Genomic DNA, 20102 nt, shown 5'->3' with positions numbered 1-20102 from the left:
AAGAATGAATATATTAGTTTGTTTAAAACAAGTTCCAGATACAACAGCGGTTAAAATAGATCCTAAGACAGGTACACTTATAAGAGATGGAGTACCATCAATCATAAACCCAGAAGATAAGCATGCTTTAGAAGCTGCACTTCAAATAAAAGATAAATCAGGGGCAAAGGTTACTGTAATTAGTATGGGACCTCCTCAAGCTCAAAGTGCTTTAAGAGAAGCATTATGTATGGGAGCTGATGAAGCAGTTCTTATAACAGATAGAGCATTTGCTGGAGCAGATACACTTGCTACTTCAAAAGCATTAGCTGGAGCAATTAAGAAATTAGAATATGATATTATATTCGCTGGAAGACAAGCTATCGATGGAGATACAGCTCAAGTTGGACCAGAAATAGCAGAACATTTAAATATCCCTCAAGTAACTTACGTTCAAGGAGTTACAGTTGAAGGAGATAAAGAATTATTAGTAAACAGAGCATTAGAAGATGGATATGAATTAATAAAGGTTCAAACACCATGTCTTTTAACTGCAATTGAAGAATTAAATCATCCAAGATATATGAATGTTGGATTAATCTTCGATACAGTTGATAAAGAAATAACTATATGGTCAGCAGATGATATAGATGTAGATAAGGCTGAACTAGGACTTAAGGGTTCACCTACAAAGGTTAAGAAGTCAATGACTAAAGAAGTTAAGGGTGCTGGAGAATTAGTAAAAGAAGGACCTAAAGACTCAGTTAAATATGTTATCGGAAAATTAAAAGAAAAACACTACATCTAAATTTGGGAGGTAATTGAAAATGAATATAGCAGATTACAATGGCGTATGGGTATTTGCTGAACAAAGAGAAGGCGAATTACAAAAAGTATCATTAGAATTATTAGGCGAAGGTAGAAAAATTGCAGATAAACTAGGAGTTAAGCTTACAGCTTTATTACTAGGTAAAGATATAAAAGGATTAGCTAATACATTAGGAGAAAATGGTGCTGATGAAGTTATCGTTGCAGATCATGATGAATTAGAACATTACACAACTGATGGTTACACAAAGGTTATTTGTGACTTAGCTTCAGAAAGAAAGCCAGGAATATTATTCATAGGAGCTACTTTCATAGGAAGAGATTTAGGACCAAGAGTTGCAGCTAGATTATCAACAGGATTAACAGCTGACTGTACTCAATTAGATGTTGTAGTTGAAAACGGAGACCTTTTAGCTACAAGACCTGCATTTGGTGGTAACTTAATGGCAACAATTGCTTGTCCAGATCATAGACCTCAAATGGCTACAGTAAGACCTGGAGTTTTCGCAAAGGTTGAAGAAAAGAACACTAACTTTGAAATAGAAGAAGTAGAAGTTAACTTAACTAGTTCAGATATAAGAACTAAAGTTGTTGAAATAGTAAAAGAAGCTAAAGAAGTAGAAGATATAAGCGAAGCTAACTTCATAATAGCTGGTGGTAGAGGACTTGGAAGTAAAGAAAACTTTGATAAACTTTATGAATTAGCAGAAGTTGTAGAAGGATCAGTTGCAGCTTCAAGAGGTGCTATTGATAAAGGATGGATAGAAAGAGATTATCAAGTTGGTCAAACAGGAAAAACTGTAAGACCTAGCATATACATTGCATGTGGTATCTCAGGAGCAATTCAACATGCTGCTGGTATGCAAGATTCAGATATGATCATCGCTATCAATAAGGATGAAACAGCTCCAATCATGAAGATGGCTGACTATGCTATCGTTGGAGATGTAAATAAGGTTTTACCAGAACTTATCGCTCAATTCAAAGAAGCAAAATAAGATTTTCAACTTGAATTTTAGGAGGGTATTAATATGAAAAAGATATTTGTTTTAGGTGCAGGAACTATGGGAGCTGGAATCGTTCAAGCTTTCGCACAAAAAGGTCACGAAGTAATAGTTAGAGATATTAAAGATGAATTTGTTGAAAGAGGAATCGCAGGAATCAACAAAGGTCTTACAAGATTAGTTACTAAAGGAAAAATGACAGAAGAAGTTAAAGAAGAAATCTTAGGAAGAATTTCAGGAACAACTGACATGACTTTAGCTGCAGATTGCGACTTAGTTGTAGAAGCTGCTATAGAAAACATGAAAATCAAAAAAGAAATCTTCGCTGAGTTAGATGAAATCTGTAAACCAGAAACAATCTTAGCTTCAAACACTTCATCATTATCAATAACAGAAGTTGCATCAGCTACAAAGAGACCAGATAAAGTTATCGGAATGCACTTCTTCAACCCAGCTCCAGTAATGAAGCTAGTTGAAATTATTAGAGGAATAGCTACAAGCCAAGAAACTTTTGATGCTGTTAAAGAGTTATCAATAGAAATCGGAAAAGAACCTGTAGAAGTTGCAGAAGCTCCAGGATTTGTAGTAAACAGAATATTAATCCCAATGATAAATGAAGCATCATTTATTCTTCAAGAAGGAATAGCTTCACCAGAAGACATAGATACAGCTATGAAATATGGTGCAAACCACCCAATGGGACCTTTAGCTTTAGGAGATTTAATAGGATTAGATGTTTGCTTAGCAATCATGGATGTTTTATATACTGAAACAGGAGATACTAAGTATAGAGCATCAAATATCTTAAGAAAGTATGTAAGAGCTGGATGGCTTGGAAGAAAGACTGGAAAAGGATTCTTTGATTATAGCAAATAAGAGAAATTACTAAACTACACTACACCAATATAATAAAAGTGACTTTTTTATGAATTGTAAAAAAGTCACTTTTTTTCTATATATTTATATATTATAATTATTATGATAAATGCTTTACACAAAAGATAAAAAACAGGGGGACTACAAATGAATAAAAAGATTTTAAAGATTTTATCTTGTACTTTACTGACGGGACTTATATGTATTGGATATACAACTAAGGCCTATGCTTGGGATGGAAAAGAGGATGGAACAGGGACTCATTCTGTAATCGTTACCCAAGCTATTGAAGTGCTTAAACATGATTTAGCAAAGGATGAACCAGAAGCTATAAGGAATAATTTAAGTATTTTAGAGGAAAACTTACATAAGTTTCAATTAGGATCAACATTCCCAGATTATGATCCAAATGCTTATAGCTTATATCAAGACCATTTCTGGGATCCAGATACTGACCATAATTTTACTCAGGATAATAAATGGTATCTTTCATATGCTGTACCAGATAATGCAGAATCACAAACTAGAAAGTTTGCAGCACTTGCAAAGAATGAATGGGCTAAAGGTAATTACGAAAAAGCCGTTTGGTATCTTGGACAAGGCATGCACTATTTTGGTGATTTAAATACTCCATATCATGCAGCTAACGTAACAGCAGTTGATAGCCCAGGTCATGTTAAGTTTGAAACATATGCAGAAGAAAGAAAAGATACATACAGATTAGATACAACAGGATATAATACAGATGATGCATTCTATAAAGATACATTAAAAAATGATAACTTTAATGAATGGTCAAAAGGATATTGTAAGTATTGGGCAAAGCAAGCTAAAGATTTATATTACAGCCATGCAACTATGAGTAATAGTTGGGATGATTGGGAATATGCAGCCTCTCATGGAGTTGGAAACGCACAAAAAGGTGTTGCAGGATATTTATACAGATTCTTAAATGATGTATCCAATAAAGATGCAGTAGATAAAGATTATGCTCTTAACGAAATAGTAGTTATGATAAAGACAGCTGATGTACAGGATGCTGGAACTGATAATTATATTTATTTCGGAATTGAAACAAAAGATGGAGTAAAAGAAGAATGGGCTTTAGATAACCCAGGTGATGATTTTACAAGAAACCAAGAGGGTACATACACATTAAAATTGAAAAATAAGAATATTAAGTATAGTGATATAAAGAATATGTGGATAAGAGATGAGAAGTTCTCTGTCCCAGACGGCTGGAAACCAAGTTATGTGAAAGTTATAGCTGGTGATAAGGTTAGACTTGAAAAAAATATCAATGAATGGGTTTCAGGTGATACAACATATTCTTTAAACTAAAAATATTTTAAATAATAGGAAGAGATAACAGTAGGTGTTATCTCTTTTTATATATTCTAATAAAATGATTAAATCATTAAGATATGTATTTAATGTAAGGTAAGTATGAGTGTAAGGATTAGAAAAAGAAAATAGAAAAAATTTATTTTTATAATAGTTAGAAATTGAAAAAAAGAAATAGAATATTAACAACTAGGAAAAGATAAAAGGAATGATAAATCTTAAAAATATGATATAATTAACAAAAGTAATTAATTGATAATAATTAGTAGGTGGAAAAATGTTAATTGATAATGCAATAAAATTTTGGGATAAGAAATATGATTTAAACTGTGCAGAATGTATTTTGTATGCTGCAAATGATGAATATGATTTAAATCTTTCAAAGGATGCTCTAAAAATAATGGCATCATTTGGTGGGGGAATGAGTATAGAAGGAACATGTGGTGCAGCAACAGGTTCATTAGCTGTAATAGGAGTAATGTTCACAAATGAAAGAGGTCATGAAAGTCCAATAGTTAGAGAGTTGTCATCAGAATTTCTTAGAAGGTTTGATGAAGAATTAGAAACTTTAAACTGTAGTGAGCTTAAGGAAAAGTTTAACGATACTGATAGAAGGTGCACTACTATGATTAAAACTGCAGCTTCAGTATTAGGCGAAATAATAGAGAGAGAAAGAAATAATAAACAGTAGAAAAGGTGAGGAGATATATGGATTACAAAAAGGCTATATATGAAGATAATAAAGTTATATTAGAAGGTGTTAAGAACTTCAATATAAAACAAATATTAGAGTGTGGGCAATGCTTTAGATGGGAAAAGAAAGCAGAGCTTGATTACATAGTAATTGCATATGGAAGAGTAATCGAAGTAGTGCAAGAAGATGATAAAGTTACAATTTTAAATTCAAACGAAGAAGATTTTAAGAACATATGGTTTGAATACTTTGATTTAGAAAGAGACTATTCAAAAATTAAAGAAGAGCTTTCAAAAGATGAGATACTAAAAAAGTCTGTTGATTATGGATATGGAATAAGAATATTAAACCAAGAACCATTTGAGCTTGTTATAAGTTTCATAGTATCAGCAAGAAATAGTATACCTTCAATTAAAAAGACAATCAAAAAGATTAGTGAAAGATGGGGAACTGAAATAGAGTACAAAGGTGAGAAGTTCTATACTTTCCCAACTCCAGAAATGCTAAAGGATGCTACTGAAGATGAGATAAGAGAAACAGGAGCTTCATTTAGAAGTAAATATATTGTAGATACAGTAGCTAACATAAATAACGATTTAGACAATTTAGAAGGCGTATATAACCTTGAAAGAATAACTTCTTTAACTGATGATGAGTGTCATACAGCACTCCAAGAATTTAAAGGGGTAGGTGCTAAAGTTGCAGATTGTATAATGTTATTCTCAATGAGTAAGTATTCAGCATTCCCAGTTGATGTATGGGTAAAGAGAGCTATGATGCATTTCTATAATGCTGAAGAAGGTTCACTAAATAAGATAAGAATATTTGCTAGAAATGAGTTTAAAGATTTATCAGGTTTTGCACAACAATATCTTTTCTATTATGCTAGAGAAAATAGTATAAAGATAGATTAATAACATATAGTAGAATAAGCTTAATTTAAGTAGGGAAAATTTACTTGAATTAGGCTCTTTTTAATTAAATAAATATAGTTAAATCTATAATCTAAAAGAGATTGTAGAATATCTATTAAACAGAGATGATAATTAATATGAGAATAATTTAAGTTTTAGATTAGAGGATAAAATTACAGCTATATAGATAAATTTATTTGATCTATATAGCTAGTTAAAAATCTATTATCTTCTCTTTTTTCTATTTTTGGCCTTTTTTATGGGGATTATAGTTTCTCCAGGCATTTTTACTATAAAATTCAGATACTTCTTTATATTATCATCATTCTTAAGTCTTGCAATCGAAAATAATCTTGCTGCAAGTTCTTTGTTAGTATAAAGAGCATGGATTTGAGTATGACACATTCTACATAGCATAGCAGTTGAGTAATGTTTTCCACCCTTTTCTTTAGGTATAAGATGGTGTTCAGTTATTTCAGGAACTTGTCTATTACACAATTGGCATATGTGTTTCTCTGTCAAATAAATTCCCCCTTTTAAGAAATTTACAATAGTATTATATCAATAAATATATTCATAATCAAAAGAATAAATTAGAAGAAAACACAATTTATACACATAATTAATAGGAATTAAATGTAAAATTTATAGAGGAACAATTAATGTTTAGGAGGGATTATGTTTCAATTTGAAACTCAGCTAAATAAATTAAAACATGAGGTTTTAACAGAGGTTGCAAAACTAGCAAAAGAAGATAAATTAACTAAAGAGGAAATTGAAAAGATACCTTATAAAATTATAAAAGGTGACAAAGCACTTTACAGATGTTGTGTATATAAGGAAAGAGCAATAGTTCATGAAAGAGCAAAACTTGCATCAGGTTTTCTTTCAAATGGAGATTTAGAAGAAGATGATCTTATAGATATAAGACCAGATGAGCAGATTATATATGTAATTGAAGCTGCTTGTGATAGATGTCCAATAAACAAATATACAGTAACAGATTCGTGTAGGAATTGTATTGCACATAAATGTCAAGAAGCTTGTAATTTCGGAGCAATTACTAATATAGGTGGAAGGGCATATATAAATCAAGAGATGTGTAAAGAGTGTGGTATGTGCAAAAAAGCATGCCCATATGATGCTATATCAGAAGTAATGAGACCTTGCAGGAGAGTATGTCCTACTGGAGCTATAGAATTTGGAACTGAAGATAGAAGAGCTGTTATAAAAAAGGAGACTTGTGTTAACTGTGGAGCATGTATGCTTGCATGTCCTTTCGGTGCAATATCAGATAAAAGTTTAATAGTTCCAGTTGCAAAAAGATTGGCTAGAAAGAGAAAGATGTATGCAGTAGTTGCCCCTGCAATAACAGGACAATTTGGAATGAAAATTACTTATGGAAAGATAAAAAATGCAATTAAAAAGCTAGGATTTGTAGATATGGTTGAAGCTGCATGTGGTGCTGATGGAGTAACAATACATGAATGCAAGGAATTTAAAGAAAGAATGGATAATGGAGATAAATATATGACTAACTCCTGTTGTCCAGCATTTTTAACATATATAGAAAATCTATATGGAGATCAAGTAAGGAATATATCAAATACAGTATCTCCAATGATTGCAACAGGAAGACTAATTAAAAAGAGAGAGCCTGATGCAAAAGTTGTATTTATAGGACCTTGTACAGCTAAAAAGAGTGAAGCTGTAAAGAAAGGGATAAGTGATGCAATTGATTATGTAGTTACATTTGAAGAATTAACAGCACTTCTTGAAGCTTTTAATATTAATCCATGGGAATGTGATGATGAAGTGGTTAATGATGCCTCAATCTTTGGAAGAGGATTTGGTGCCCATGGAGGATTAACTGCGTCTATTGAGAGTTTTATTAGAGAAAATAATATTGATACAGAATTTAAGCCGGTTAAAGTATCAGGTGGAAATGAAATCAAAAAGACTATGGCCATGGCTAAAATAGGAAGACTTAATGGTAATTTTATTGAAGGAATGATGTGTGAAGGTGGTTGCATTAATGGTGCAGGAACTATAGTGCCAGCACTTAGAGCTAAAGCTACATTTAATAAAATAAATAATCTAGGAGAGAAGAAATTAATATCTGAAAATGAAACTCTTGAAGAATTTGAAGATATTAATTTAGAGAGAAAATAAAATACGAAGAAAATAGTTATAAATTAAAGAGAATTAGAGTAATATAGAAATATATTACTCTAATTTGTTATAAATAATATATTTTGGGCAAAAATATTTTAATAAGTATTTGAATTTATTGGATAGAAAAGATATTATTATATTAGAATTAGCACTCGGTTGATGAGAGTGCTAATAAAAAGAGTTTTAAATAGACATATTTTAAGGAGGGGTTTTAAAATGGCTATTAAACCATTAGGAGACAGAGTTGTCATTAAAAATTTAGAAGCAGAAGAAAAGACTAAAAGTGGAATACTTTTAGCAGGATCAGCTAAAGAAAAGCCACAAGAAGCGGAAGTAATAGCAGTTGGACCTGGAGCTATTTCAGACGGAAAGAGAATAGATATGGAAGTTAAGGTAGGGGATAAAGTCCTTTACTCAAAATATGCAGGAACAGAAGTTAAAGTAGACGGAGAAGAATATATGATATTAAAGCAAGAAGATATACTTGCAATAGTGGAGTAGGAGGTTTTTTATTATGGCTAAAATGATTAAATTTGGTGAAGATTCAAGAAGATCAATGCAAATAGGTGTTGATAAGTTAGCAGATACAGTAAAGGTTACTCTTGGACCTAAAGGAAGAAACGTAGTTTTAGATAAAAAATTTGGATCACCTCTTATAACTAACGATGGTGTTTCAATCGCAAGAGAAATAGAATTTGAAGATCCATATGAAAATATGGGAGCACAACTTGTAAAAGAGGTTGCTACAAAGACTAATGATGTTGCAGGAGATGGTACAACAACAGCGACTCTTTTAGCACAAGCAATTATAAGAGAAGGACTTAAAAATGTAACTGCTGGTGCAAACCCAATGTTAATTAGACAAGGAATAAATATGGCAGTTGAAAAAGCTGTAGGAGAAATAAAAGATATATCAAAGCCTGTAAACGGAAAAGAAGATATAGCAAGAGTTGCTTCAATTTCAGCATCTGATGAAACAATAGGTAAGCTTATTGCAGATGCTATGGAAAAGGTAGGCAATGAAGGAGTTATAACTGTTGAAGAATCAAAATCAATGGGTACAGAACTTAATGTAGTTGAAGGTATGCAATTTGATAGAGGATATGTATCAGCTTATATGGTAACAGATACAGAAAAGATGGAAGCAGTTCTTGAAAATCCATATGTATTAATTACAGATAAGAAGATTACTAACATACAAGAAATACTTCCTATATTAGAGCAAATAGTTCAAACAGGAAGAAAGCTTTTAATAATAGCTGATGATATAGAAGGTGAAGCTGTAGCAACATTAGTTGTTAATAAGCTAAGAGGAACATTTACTTGCGTAGGAGTTAAGGCTCCGGGCTTTGGAGATAGAAGAAAAGAAATGCTTCAAGATATAGCAATTCTTACAGGTGGAGAAGTTATTTCAGAAGAACTTGGAAGAGATCTTAAAGAAGTAACATTAGACATGCTTGGAGAAGCTGAAAGCATAAAGGTAACAAAAGAAAGTACAACTATAGTAAACGGAAAAGGAAGCTCAGATGAAATTCAAGCTAGAATAGGTCAAATAAAAATTCAACTTGAGGAAACATCTTCAGAATTTGATAAAGAAAAATTACAAGAAAGACTTGCTAAATTATCAGGTGGAGTAGCTGTAATTAGAGTTGGTGCTGCAACTGAAACAGAGCTTAGAGAAAGAAAGCTTAGAATTGAAGATGCTTTAGCTGCAACAAAGGCTGCAGTAGAAGAAGGTATAGTACCAGGTGGTGGAACTGCTTATGTTAATGTTCTAAACAAAGTAGCAGATTTAACATCAGATGTATATGATACTAAAGTTGGTATTGATATAATAGTTAGAGCGCTTGAAGAACCAATGAGACAAATAGCAACAAATGCTGGTGTTGAAGGTTCTGTAATAATAGAAAAAGTAAGACATAGCGAAGATGGTGTAGGATATGATGCCTTAAGAGGAGAATACAAGAATATGATAAAAGCTGGTATTGTAGATCCAACAAAGGTTACAAGATCAGCGCTTCAAAATGCAGCATCAGTTGCATCAACATTCTTAACTACAGAAGCTGCAGTTGTTGATATTCCTAAGAAAGAAGAACCAATGGCAGCTTCAGGTGGAATGGGCATGGAGGGAATGTACTAAACTTAGAAGTAATAAAAAGAGGTCTAAATCATTTAGACTTCTTTTTTTATTGTTCTTTATGATATAATTTTGTAAGAAAAAGGCAATGATTAAGATGGAAGTAGCTAATATGCTGCTTTACAGTAATTCTAAGGAGTTTGATTTATGAAAGAAATATCGAAAAAGAAGAAAAAAGGGTTTACATTAATAGAGCTAATAGCTGTTATAGCTATTATAGGAATATTAGCTGGTGTTTTAGTACCAAAGATTAATGGTTATATGCAAGAGGCTAAAAAAACAAAGGTTATTGATCAATCAAGAAAGGTTTTATTAGCAGTAGAAACTTATAATATGAAAAATGATAAACCTATTGATATTAACAATATAAATACTGTTGATACTGCACTTAGTAAAGCTTCAATTATAGAGTTTATTGACCCAGGTAAAGATAAAGCTACTATTTTATCAAGTACACTAGATAAAATACCATCAGATATGAAATTAGAAGAGTGTAAAGCAATTGTTGAAGAGAGAAAAGATTTCACATTAAAGAATGATGATAAAAGTGGTAAAAAGGATATATTTGATTCAATATTAAATGAATCAGAAGATTAGTAGTTAGAAGATCAATAATATTGATGAGAATTTAAATGAGTGAAAACAAAGAGATAGAACCTCATTTAAAAAAGTAATAGGGCTTTACTTAGAGGGTAGAGGAGTGTAATGAACTTAATTATGTGGTTAATAATATTCTTATTTGGATCAATAATAGGAAGCTTTTTAAATGTATGTATATTTAGAATCCCAAAAGAAGAATCAATAGTATTTCCAGCATCACATTGTGGAAGTTGTAATACGAGACTTAAAGGAAAAGATCTAGTACCTATAATAAGCTTTTTAGCTTTAAAAGGAAAGTGTAGGTATTGTGATGATAAGGTATCTGTTCAATATCCATTAATAGAGGTAGCAACTGGAATTCTTTTTGTAATTGTGTATTTAAAGTTTGGATTAAGTATAGACTTTTTTAAATTTGTAACCTTAACATCAGTCCTTTTAGTAATTGGAATTATAGATTATAAAACTCAATATGTATACTCTTCAGTAATAATGACAGGAATAATTTTGGGTATTATATTTTTAACAATAACTCTTATTACAGGTGAAAAGTTAAATTTAATAAATGCAGCTATAGGTGCACTTATACCGGCGGTGATATTAGCAATAATTGTTTGGACGACTAATGGTATGGGATGGGGAGACGTAGAGATTATATTTATGATCGGTATATTTTTAGGGTTAAAACTAAATTTGTTAAATTTATTTATCTCCATAATTTTAGGTGGTGTATATGCAATTTACTTAATTATCTTTAAGAAAAGGAATGGAAAAGAAGCCATAGCTTTTGGACCATATATTGTAGCTGCTACATTTATAACTTTTATATGTGGAAATCAAATTTTAGATTGGTATTTAGGAAGATTTTTTTAGTAGTAAGTATTAGATTAGATATTCTGGAAGACTTTAATAATTTCAGACATGAGTTAATAAACCATAATAAAAAAAGCTAGATAATATTAAAAAAAGAAATGACTTAATTATAAGATTTTAAGTCATTTCTTTTTAATTTTAAATAAAATCAAGAAGAAATTATGGTGTATTAGATATTTTAGTTATGAAAGGTTTATTTCATATATAATAAAGTTAGTGTAAAGATATGTTGGTGTTTCATTTTATTAATAATTGCAATAATTCATTCAAAAAACATATTGACTTTAATTAAGATGTAATTTATAATTAGTTTAATTTTAAAAACGAAATGCACATTTAAAACTCGTATATCCCCTGAATATGGCAGGGAGTATCTACCGGGAACCTTAAATTTCCGACTATGAGTGGATTTAATATACCAAGGGGTTAGACTAGCCCTTATTGCATGAAAGCATATGGCATATTAACTTCACTTAGGAAGTTAATGTGCTTTTTTTATACATAAATTTAGGTGGAAAATGCAAGTTATCTTGCAAAAATTATTTTGTTATGAAAGTATTAGGTAAAATAGGGAGGATATAAAATGGCTAGAATTTTAAAACAAGCATACACTTTTGATGATGTATTATTAGTTCCAAATAAATCAGAGGTATTACCAAATCAGGTATCATTAAAGACAAATGTAACAAAGAAGATTGCGTTAAATATACCTTTAATAAGTGCTAGTATGGATACAGTAACTGAATCAAAGATGGCAATAGCAATGGCTAGAGAAGGCGGTCTTGGAATAATCCATAAGAATATGAGCATAGAAGCACAAGCTAAGGAAGTTGATAAGGTAAAGAGACAAGAAAATGGAGTAATTACAGATCCGATATTCTTATCACCAGAGAATACTCTACAAGATGCAGAAGAATTAATGGGACAATATAGAATATCAGGTGTTCCAATAACAGTTGACGGAAAGCTAGTTGGAATACTTACAAACAGAGATGTAACTTTTGAAGAAGATTACTCAAGAAAGATCTCAGAAGTAATGACAAGTGAAAATTTAATAACAGCGCCAGAAGGAACTACTATAGATGAAGCAAAAAAACTTTTAAAGAAGCATAAAATAGAAAAGCTTCCTTTAGTAGATGAAAATGGAATGTTAAAAGGACTTATAACAATAAAAGATATAGAAAAAACTAAGATATTCCCAAATGCAGCTAAAGATAGTAAAGGTAGATTATTATGTGGAGCAGCAGTTGGAGTAACTAAAGATATGATGGAGAGAGTTGATGCTTTAGTTAAAGCTAAAGTTGATATCATAACGATAGATACTGCACACGGACATTCAAAAGGAGTTTTAGAGGGCGTTAAGAAAGTTAAAGAAAAGTACCCAGAACTTCAAATAATAGCAGGTAATATTGCAACAGCAGAAGCTACAGAAGATTTAATAAAAGCTGGAGCAGATTGTGTTAAAGTTGGTATAGGACCTGGATCAATCTGTACAACAAGAGTTGTTGCAGGGGTTGGAGTACCTCAACTTACAGCAGTTATGGATTGCGTTGAAATTGGTAAGAAATATGGAATTCCTGTAATTGCAGATGGAGGAATCAAGTACTCAGGAGACGTTGTTAAAGCATTAGCAGCTGGTGCATGTGCAGCAATGATGGGATCATTATTTGCAGGATGTGAAGAAGCTCCAGGAGAAGTTGAAATATTCCAAGGTAGAAGCTACAAAGTTTACAGAGGAATGGGATCTTTAGGGGCTATGGCTTGTGGATCAAAAGATAGATATTTCCAAGATGGAAATAAGAAATTAGTTCCAGAAGGTATTGAAGGAAGAATAGCTTATAAAGGATCAGTTTCAGATACAATATTCCAAATGCTTGGAGGAATTAGAGCTGGAATGGGATACTTAGGATCACAAGACTTAGATACTTTATACAACACAGCAACATTTGTTGTTCAAACATCAGCAGGACTTAGAGAAAGTCATCCTCATGATATTAATATGACAAAAGAAGCACCAAATTATAGCGTAATGAAATAGTATTATTATAATTTGAGTATTGAAATAATAAAATAAGTAAACTATAACCATGTATAAAATAAATAATACGGAATTTTGAAGATAAAGCACATAAAATTACAATAAAACGAAAAATGAATATAAATATATGAAAAACATTCGTATTAGGAGAGATTTTTCTCTCCTAATATGTTATAATTAGTTATCAATAAAATGTAAAAATAGTAATATTTTAATTTGATATATCTAGGAGGAGCACATGAAGAAAGATTTAGTTTTAGTTGTTGACTTCGGTGGACAATATAATCAACTTATAGCAAGAAGAGTAAGAGAATGTGGAGTTTATTGTGAAATAATTCCATACAGCTATACAATAGAAAAAATAAAAGAAAAGAATCCTAAGGGAATAATATTTACAGGTGGACCAAACAGCGTATATGGTGAAGGTGCACCAAGAGTGAACGAAGAGGTATTCAATTTAGGAATTCCTGTACTTGGAATTTGTTATGGAGACCAACTTATGGCTCACACTTTAGGAGGAAAAGTTGCTACAGCTCCAGTTAGAGAATATGGAAAAACTGAAATAAACTTAGATAATTCATCAAGATTATTTAAGGGAATAGACTCAAAAGATATCTGTTGGATGAGTCATACAGATTACATAAGTGAAGCACCAGAAGGCTTCAAAATAATTGCACATACTGAAGTATGTCCAGTAGCTGCAATGGAAAATGAAGAAAGAAATCTTTATGGAGTTCAATTCCATCCAGAAGTAGAACATACTCCATTTGGACAAAAGATGATTCAAAATTTCTTACATGAAATATGTGGATTAGAAAGTCTTTGGACAATGGCTTCATTTGCAGAAGATAAGATAAAAGAAATTAAAGAATTAGTTGGAGATAGAAAAGTTTTATGTGCATTATCAGGTGGTGTTGATTCATCAGTTGCTGCTATGATAGTTCATAAAGCTATAGGACATAACTTAACTTGTATCTTCGTAGACCACGGTCTTTTAAGAAAAGATGAAGGAGATACTGTTGAAAGAGTATTTAAGAAAGAATTTGATATGAACATTATAAGAGTTAATGCTCAAGACAGATTCTTAGGAAAACTTAAAGGAGTTTCAGATCCAGAAACTAAGAGAAAGATCATTGGAGAAGAATTCATAAGAGTATTTGAAGAAGAAGCTAAAAAGGTTGGAGATATAGATTACTTAGTTCAAGGAACAATCTATCCAGATATCGTTGAAAGTGGAACTGATACATCAGCTGTTATTAAGTCTCACCACAACGTTGGAGGACTTCCAGAAGATATGGAATTCGATTTAATAGAACCTTTAAGAGAATTATTTAAAGATGAAGTTAGAGCTGTTGGAGAAGAGCTTGGAATACCTCATAAATTAGTATGGAGACAACCGTTTCCAGGTCCAGGACTTGCAATAAGAGTACTTGGAGATATAACAGAAGAAAAGCTTGAAATAGTTAGAGAAGCAGATGCAATTTTCAGAGAAGAAATAGCTAATGCAAATCTTGATGAAACTATATGGCAATACTTCGCTTGTCTTCCAAACATAAAGTCAGTTGGAGTTATGGGAGATGAAAGAACTTACTGTCATACAATAGCACTTAGAGCTGTTACTTCAAGTGATGCTATGACTTCAGAATGGGCAAGAATTCCATATGACTTATTAGATTTAGTATCAAGAAGAATAGTAAATGAAGTTCCAGGAGTAAACAGAATTGTTTATGATATAACTTCAAAACCACCAGCAACTATTGAATGGGAATAAAATATATAGATTGGTTAATTTATAACCTCTAAAATAAGGTAGCTATAATTTTATAGCTACCTTTTTATATTACATATAATATTGTTGTGTATATTTAAAGTGATAAAATATAAGTAAAAACATTATTTATGGTATAAGGTTGTGAGTTTATTATGAAAAGATTAACTATTGGGGAAATGAGTGAACTTAATAATGTATCAACGCAAACACTAAGGTTATATGATAAGTTAGATATATTAAAGCCAAAATATATAGATAAAAATAATGGGTATAGATATTATTCTATATATCAATCAGCTACTTTAGATATAATACAAAACATGAAATCTTTAGGTATGTCATTAAAAGAAATAAATAATAACTTAGATAAAAATGATCTTTCAACAATAAAAGATATATTGAATAAAAAAAGAAATACTATAGATAAAAAAATTATGGAATTAAATGAAGTTAAAAGTGCAATAGACAGAGCTATAGAAAATATCGAAAGATATAATTCAGCACCTAAAGAGGGAATAGTTCTATTAGAATATATACCTAAAAGGACTGTATATCGTTATAAGGGCAATATGAATATATATGATAATGGAATAGAGTGTTATGAATATATGCTTAGGAATTTTAAAAGGCATATAAATTCAAAAAAGATTCCTTTATTGTATTTTTGTAATGTAGGATCTTTTATAAGGAAAGAAAACTTACTAAATAAAAATTTAGTATCAAATGAAATATTTATATTTGTAGATAGTGAAGAATTTAATGATAATGAAAATATAGAGCAAATACAAGCAAGCACATATTTAACTATATATTGTGATAGTTTTTCAAAAGAGCTAGATTATTTAAAAAAGCTTATGTATGAAATTAAAGATAAAGATTATAAAATAATTGGAGATTATATATGTGAAGTAGTTGTAGAGCTCCCTATGCTAAACAACAATGAAAGAAATATGTTTATAAAATTGCAAATACCAATAAAAATATAATGTTGACTTTATAGTAACTATAAAGAATAAAATTAAGATATAAATTAATTTATTAATTTAGCATTAGGGAGGGTTTTTATGGAGAGAAAATTAAGGATAGCACAATATGGTTGTGGTAAGATGTCACTTTATACTATGAGATATGTTTATGAAAAAGGAGCTGAAATTGTAGCTGCTTTTGATGTTAACCCTAATATTATAGGAAAAGATGTAGGAGACATATTAAATAATGATAATAAAGGTGTACTAATACAAGATGCTAAAAGTGCTGAAGAGGTGTTAGCTAAAGTTAAGCCAGATTGTGTAATAATAACTACTATGAGTTTAATGAAGGACTTAGAAGACATACTTATGATTTGCGCTAAAAATGGTATAAATGCCATAACTACTTGTGAGGAGGCTATATACCCTTGGAATTCAGCAATTACAATTACTGAAAAAATACATGAAGAGGCTAAGAAAAATAAATGTACTATTTGTGGTTCAGGATATCAAGATGTATTTTGGGGTAATTTAATTACTACACTTGCAGGAGCAACTCATAAAATTAATAAAATAAAAGGAAAATCAAGCTATAATGTCGAGGATTATGGAATTGCATTAGCACAGGCGCATGGAGCTGGATTAAGCTTAGAAGAATTTGAAAAAGAAATTGCAGCAACTGATAATATAACTGAAGAAGAAAGACTTGAAATAATAAAAAAAGGTGAATTTATGCCATCATATATGTGGAGTATGAATGGTTGGATTGCTTCTCAGTTAGGATTAACAGTAAAAAAACAAATTCAAAAATGCATACCTCAAACATGTAATAAAGATTTAAATTCAACAACTCTTAATATGAATATAAAAGAAGGATATGCAACAGGTATGTCAGCTTTAGTAATCACAGAGACAGTTGAGGGAATAACAATAGAATCAGAATGCATAGGAAAGGTATATTCAGAAGAAGATATTGATTCAAATGAATGGACAATCTATGGAGAGCCAGATACAAAGATGGTTATCCAAAATCCTTGTACAGTAGAATTAACTTGTGCAACTATAGTAAATAGAATACCAGATGTTATTAATGCACCTTATGGATTTACAACTACAGAAAAAATGCCAAGAGCAATCTATAGAAGTAAAGCATTAAATGAATATGTAAAATAAATAGGTTTAAAAAAAGCCACTTATAGTATTTTATATTGTAAGTGGCTTTCTTAGGCTTATTATAATAGATAATAATTTTAAGTTTTATAAGGTATAAAATTTTATATTAACTATTTAAATGAATTAATAGTCTTTAATCTAGCTTCCATTTTATCACTTGGAGACATTTTAAAATCATAATTGTATACTGCATTTTCAAAGTCACCATAAGTTGGATTTGGAAGTACTATGTATTTAGTTCCAAAGAATTTCTTTTCTTTTTCTACTATGTTACGTCTTTCTTCGTTACTTTTATTATCATATCCATTAGGGAAATCACCTAAATTATCTCCACAATATATTGCAAGATTATATTTTTCTTTGATTTTATTCCATCTAGCGTCTTTATTGCTAGTATCTGTCTTTAGAAGTATATGTTCTTTATCAGAATTTACAAAGCCTAAATCTTTCATATTCTTTATTGTGGCATCAAGCTCCTTTTCTTCACTTCTATTTGATACGTAGAATACTTCAAAGCCTTTACTTTTAGCGTAGTCAGTAAATTCTTTTGCGCCATCAATAGCTTTTGCATCTGCCTTTTGGACCCATTCACCAAAATTTTCTTTTGAGTATGCTTCATTATGTTTTATTTCATATCCTGCATGAGGAGAATTATCTATAATAGTTTCATCTATATCTAGAGTAACAGCATAAGGCTTATCAGTCTTTTCTTTGACTAATTTATCCACATAGTCCATGCCAGAATTATAAGCCTCGTATCTTAGTGCTTTTACTTCTCCAGAGTTTTGTTGCCATAGAGTAGCTAGAACATTTTGTTGAACTAATGCTTTAGTATCATTATTTTCGTACTTTGCTTCAACTTGTGCTATTTTATTAGAATGTTTTTCGTTTTCATAGATTAGAGTCCCCCCAGTACCTACACCAATTCCAATGATTAATGATAGGATTATCCCTTGTATTTTTGTTCTATTCATGTAAAACTTCCTCTCTTTTGTAAAGTAATTAAATATTATTGCAAACAATTACAGTTTATTTGTTATTTGTAATTAAATCAATTAACAGGATATGAACAAAATTTTACAATTAAATGAATGATATAAGCATTGAGTTATATATAATAAAACAACTTCAATATAAGTATAATATTAACTAAAATTATATAAAATATTTAAAGGTTTTCATAAAACAAATTGTTAATATTCCGCTTTTATAAGAAAACGATATGTAGTAAAATAAAGAAGGATATCATTTTCATTAATGAAGTTTGGATATTTTTTTAATGAAAATGAGCTATCGGTTATAAATATAGTGTGTAGCGCATAATATAAAGTTATGTTAAGAATAATTACACAAAATTAAGGAGGACGCGATTATGACTAAAGGACTATCATTAGACTTATCTAAAGTAGCTCCATATCTAAACATGGATGAAATTGATTTTATGGGGGATTTAGTACAATCAGCACATAAAAAATTACATGAAGGAACTGGTGCAGGAAATGACTTCTTAGGTTGGATTGACCTACCTGTAAATTATGATAAAGTAGAGTTTGCAAGAATCCAAGAAGCAGCAAAGAGAATCCAAGAAACTTCAGATGTTCTTATAGTAATAGGAATAGGTGGATCATACTTAGGAGCTAGAGCAGCTATAGAAATGCTTACAAATAACTTCTATAATGTATTATCAAAAGAAGATAGAAAAGCTCCACAAATATTCTACGTAGGTAATAACATAAGTGCAACATATATGAACCAATTATTAAAGGCTATAGAAGGAAAGGATATTTCAGTTAACGTAATATCAAAATCAGGTACTACAACTGAACCTGCAATAGCATTTAGAATATTTAAAGATCTTCTTGAAAAGAAATATGGAAAAGAAGAAGCTAAAAAGAGAATATACGCAACAACTGATGCTTCAAAGGGAGCTCTTAAGACATCAGCAGATGCAGAAGGATACGAAACTTACGTAATTCCTGATGATGTTGGAGGAAGATTCTCAGTTTTAACAGCAGTTGGATTACTTCCAATAGCAGCAGCTGGAGTTAATATAGAAGAAATGATGAAGGGTGCAGCAGATGCAAGAGAAGCTTACTCAAATCCTTCAGTTAAAGAAAATGATTGTTACAAATATGCAGCAGTAAGAAATGCTTTATATAACAAAGGAAAGACTATAGAAATCTTAGTAAACTACGAACCATCACTTCACTATTTCAACGAATGGTGGAAGCAATTATACGGAGAATCAGAAGGAAAAGACAATAAGGGAATATTCCCAGCAGCTGTTGATTTCTCAACTGACCTTCACTCAATGGGACAATACATCCAAGAAGGAAGAAGAGATCTTTTTGAAACTGTTATAAATGTAGAGAAAGCTGAAGAATCAGTTATAATAGAAGCTACAGAAGATAATATAGATGGATTAAACTTCCTAGCTGGAAAAGATATGAACTTTGTAAATCAAAAAGCTTTCCAAGGAACTTTATTAGCACATAACGATGGTGGAGTTCCAAACATGGTAGTTAATGTACCAGAATTAACTCCATACTACTTTGGACAATTAGTTTACTTCTTTGAAAAAGCATGTGGAATCAGTGGATACCTTTTAGGTGTAAATCCATTCAACCAACCAGGTGTTGAAGCATACAAAAAGAATATGTTTGCTTTACTTGGAAAACCAGGATTTGAAGATTTAAAAGCTGAATTAGAAGCTAAATTAAAATAAGATATA

At 30.7% G+C, this 20102-nt stretch carries 18 protein-coding genes and 1 riboswitch; of the genes, 16 read left to right on the top strand and 2 right to left on the bottom strand.

Going from position 1 to position 20102, the window contains the following annotated elements:
- The first annotated feature begins 4 nt into the window (after positions 1-4).
- The 6 genes from ACQPUW_RS15050 (at position 5) to ACQPUW_RS15025 (ending at position 5639) form a co-directional block, all read left to right on the top strand.
- Positions 5-787, top strand: coding sequence for an electron transfer flavoprotein subunit beta/FixA family protein (locus tag ACQPUW_RS15050; protein ID WP_204595764.1), 783 nt, complete (start codon positions 5-7; stop codon positions 785-787).
- A 19-nt stretch (positions 788-806) separates the two neighbouring features.
- The gene (locus ACQPUW_RS15045; protein ID WP_430838311.1) at positions 807-1805 is read left to right on the top strand and encodes an electron transfer flavoprotein subunit alpha/FixB family protein; all 999 of its coding nucleotides are present in this window, start codon (positions 807-809) and stop codon (positions 1803-1805) included.
- A gap of 33 nt (positions 1806-1838) precedes the next feature.
- Complete coding sequence (locus tag ACQPUW_RS15040; protein ID WP_430838310.1) at positions 1839-2687, top strand: 3-hydroxybutyryl-CoA dehydrogenase; 849 nt, start codon at positions 1839-1841, stop codon at positions 2685-2687.
- Between the two features lie 147 nt (positions 2688-2834).
- Positions 2835-4028, top strand: a complete 1194-nt coding sequence (locus tag ACQPUW_RS15035; protein ID WP_430838309.1) for a phospholipase C — start codon at positions 2835-2837, stop codon at positions 4026-4028.
- A 280-nt stretch (positions 4029-4308) separates the two neighbouring features.
- A complete protein-coding gene (locus tag ACQPUW_RS15030) occupies positions 4309-4722 on the top strand; it encodes a C-GCAxxG-C-C family (seleno)protein (RefSeq protein WP_430838308.1) in 414 nt (137 codons plus the stop codon).
- A gap of 17 nt (positions 4723-4739) precedes the next feature.
- Entirely contained in the window at positions 4740-5639 is a 900-nt protein-coding gene (locus ACQPUW_RS15025; RefSeq protein WP_430838307.1) for a DNA-3-methyladenine glycosylase family protein, read from the top strand.
- A gap of 225 nt (positions 5640-5864) precedes the next feature.
- Here ACQPUW_RS15025 and ACQPUW_RS15020 read toward each other — a convergent pair whose 3' ends face one another.
- Complete coding sequence (locus ACQPUW_RS15020) at positions 5865-6161, bottom strand: HNH endonuclease (RefSeq protein ID WP_430838306.1); 297 nt, start codon at positions 6159-6161, stop codon at positions 5865-5867.
- 156 nt (positions 6162-6317) lie between these two features.
- On the opposite strand from ACQPUW_RS15020, the gene ACQPUW_RS15015 reads away from it, so the two are divergent.
- From ACQPUW_RS15015 to ACQPUW_RS14975, 9 genes are all read left to right on the top strand, one after another.
- Entirely contained in the window at positions 6318-7811 is a 1494-nt protein-coding gene (locus ACQPUW_RS15015; protein ID WP_430838305.1) for a 4Fe-4S dicluster domain-containing protein, read from the top strand.
- A gap of 219 nt (positions 7812-8030) precedes the next feature.
- Positions 8031-8315, top strand: a complete 285-nt coding sequence (gene groES, locus ACQPUW_RS15010) for a co-chaperone GroES (protein WP_204595756.1) — start codon at positions 8031-8033, stop codon at positions 8313-8315.
- Positions 8316-8328: 13 nt separating this feature from the next.
- Positions 8329-9954: a chaperonin GroEL gene (groL, locus tag ACQPUW_RS15005; RefSeq protein ID WP_430838304.1), complete on the top strand. Its 1626-nt coding sequence runs from the start codon at positions 8329-8331 to the stop codon at positions 9952-9954.
- A gap of 144 nt (positions 9955-10098) precedes the next feature.
- Positions 10099-10548 carry a type II secretion system protein gene (locus ACQPUW_RS15000; RefSeq protein WP_430838303.1) on the top strand — a complete coding sequence of 150 codons (450 nt, stop codon included), beginning with the start codon at positions 10099-10101 and terminating at the stop codon, positions 10546-10548.
- A 108-nt stretch (positions 10549-10656) separates the two neighbouring features.
- Positions 10657-11421 (top strand): prepilin peptidase, encoded by a 765-nt coding sequence (locus tag ACQPUW_RS14995; protein WP_430838302.1) that lies wholly within the window; start codon positions 10657-10659, stop codon positions 11419-11421.
- A gap of 323 nt (positions 11422-11744) precedes the next feature.
- Positions 11745-11842: riboswitch (purine riboswitch) on the top strand.
- A gap of 162 nt (positions 11843-12004) precedes the next feature.
- Positions 12005-13459, top strand: coding sequence for an IMP dehydrogenase (gene guaB / locus ACQPUW_RS14990; RefSeq protein ID WP_430838301.1), 1455 nt, complete (start codon positions 12005-12007; stop codon positions 13457-13459).
- Positions 13460-13697: 238 nt separating this feature from the next.
- Entirely contained in the window at positions 13698-15230 is a 1533-nt protein-coding gene (guaA, locus tag ACQPUW_RS14985) for a glutamine-hydrolyzing GMP synthase (protein WP_221859328.1), read from the top strand.
- A gap of 152 nt (positions 15231-15382) precedes the next feature.
- The gene (locus ACQPUW_RS14980; RefSeq protein ID WP_430838300.1) at positions 15383-16216 is read left to right on the top strand and encodes a MerR family transcriptional regulator; all 834 of its coding nucleotides are present in this window, start codon (positions 15383-15385) and stop codon (positions 16214-16216) included.
- A gap of 78 nt (positions 16217-16294) precedes the next feature.
- Positions 16295-17371 (top strand): NAD(P)H-dependent amine dehydrogenase family protein, encoded by a 1077-nt coding sequence (locus ACQPUW_RS14975; protein WP_430838299.1) that lies wholly within the window; start codon positions 16295-16297, stop codon positions 17369-17371.
- 110 nt (positions 17372-17481) lie between these two features.
- On the opposite strand, the gene ACQPUW_RS14970 is transcribed toward ACQPUW_RS14975, so the two are convergent.
- Positions 17482-18345 (bottom strand): 5'-nucleotidase, lipoprotein e(P4) family, encoded by an 864-nt coding sequence (locus tag ACQPUW_RS14970; RefSeq protein WP_430838298.1) that lies wholly within the window; start codon positions 18343-18345, stop codon positions 17482-17484.
- A 398-nt stretch (positions 18346-18743) separates the two neighbouring features.
- Between ACQPUW_RS14970 and ACQPUW_RS14965 the strand changes: the two genes are divergently transcribed.
- On the top strand, positions 18744-20096 hold the full coding sequence (locus ACQPUW_RS14965) for a glucose-6-phosphate isomerase (RefSeq protein WP_430838297.1): 1353 nt from the start codon (positions 18744-18746) through the stop codon (positions 20094-20096).
- Positions 20097-20102: the final 6 nt, after the last annotated feature.

Source organism: Clostridium sardiniense (genome assembly GCF_050584765.1).
GTDB classification, from domain to species: domain Bacteria; phylum Bacillota; class Clostridia; order Clostridiales; family Clostridiaceae; genus Clostridium; species Clostridium sardiniense_A.
Note: the sequence above shows the minus strand (reverse complement) of the source record. Positions and strands in the feature narration are given on the sequence as shown.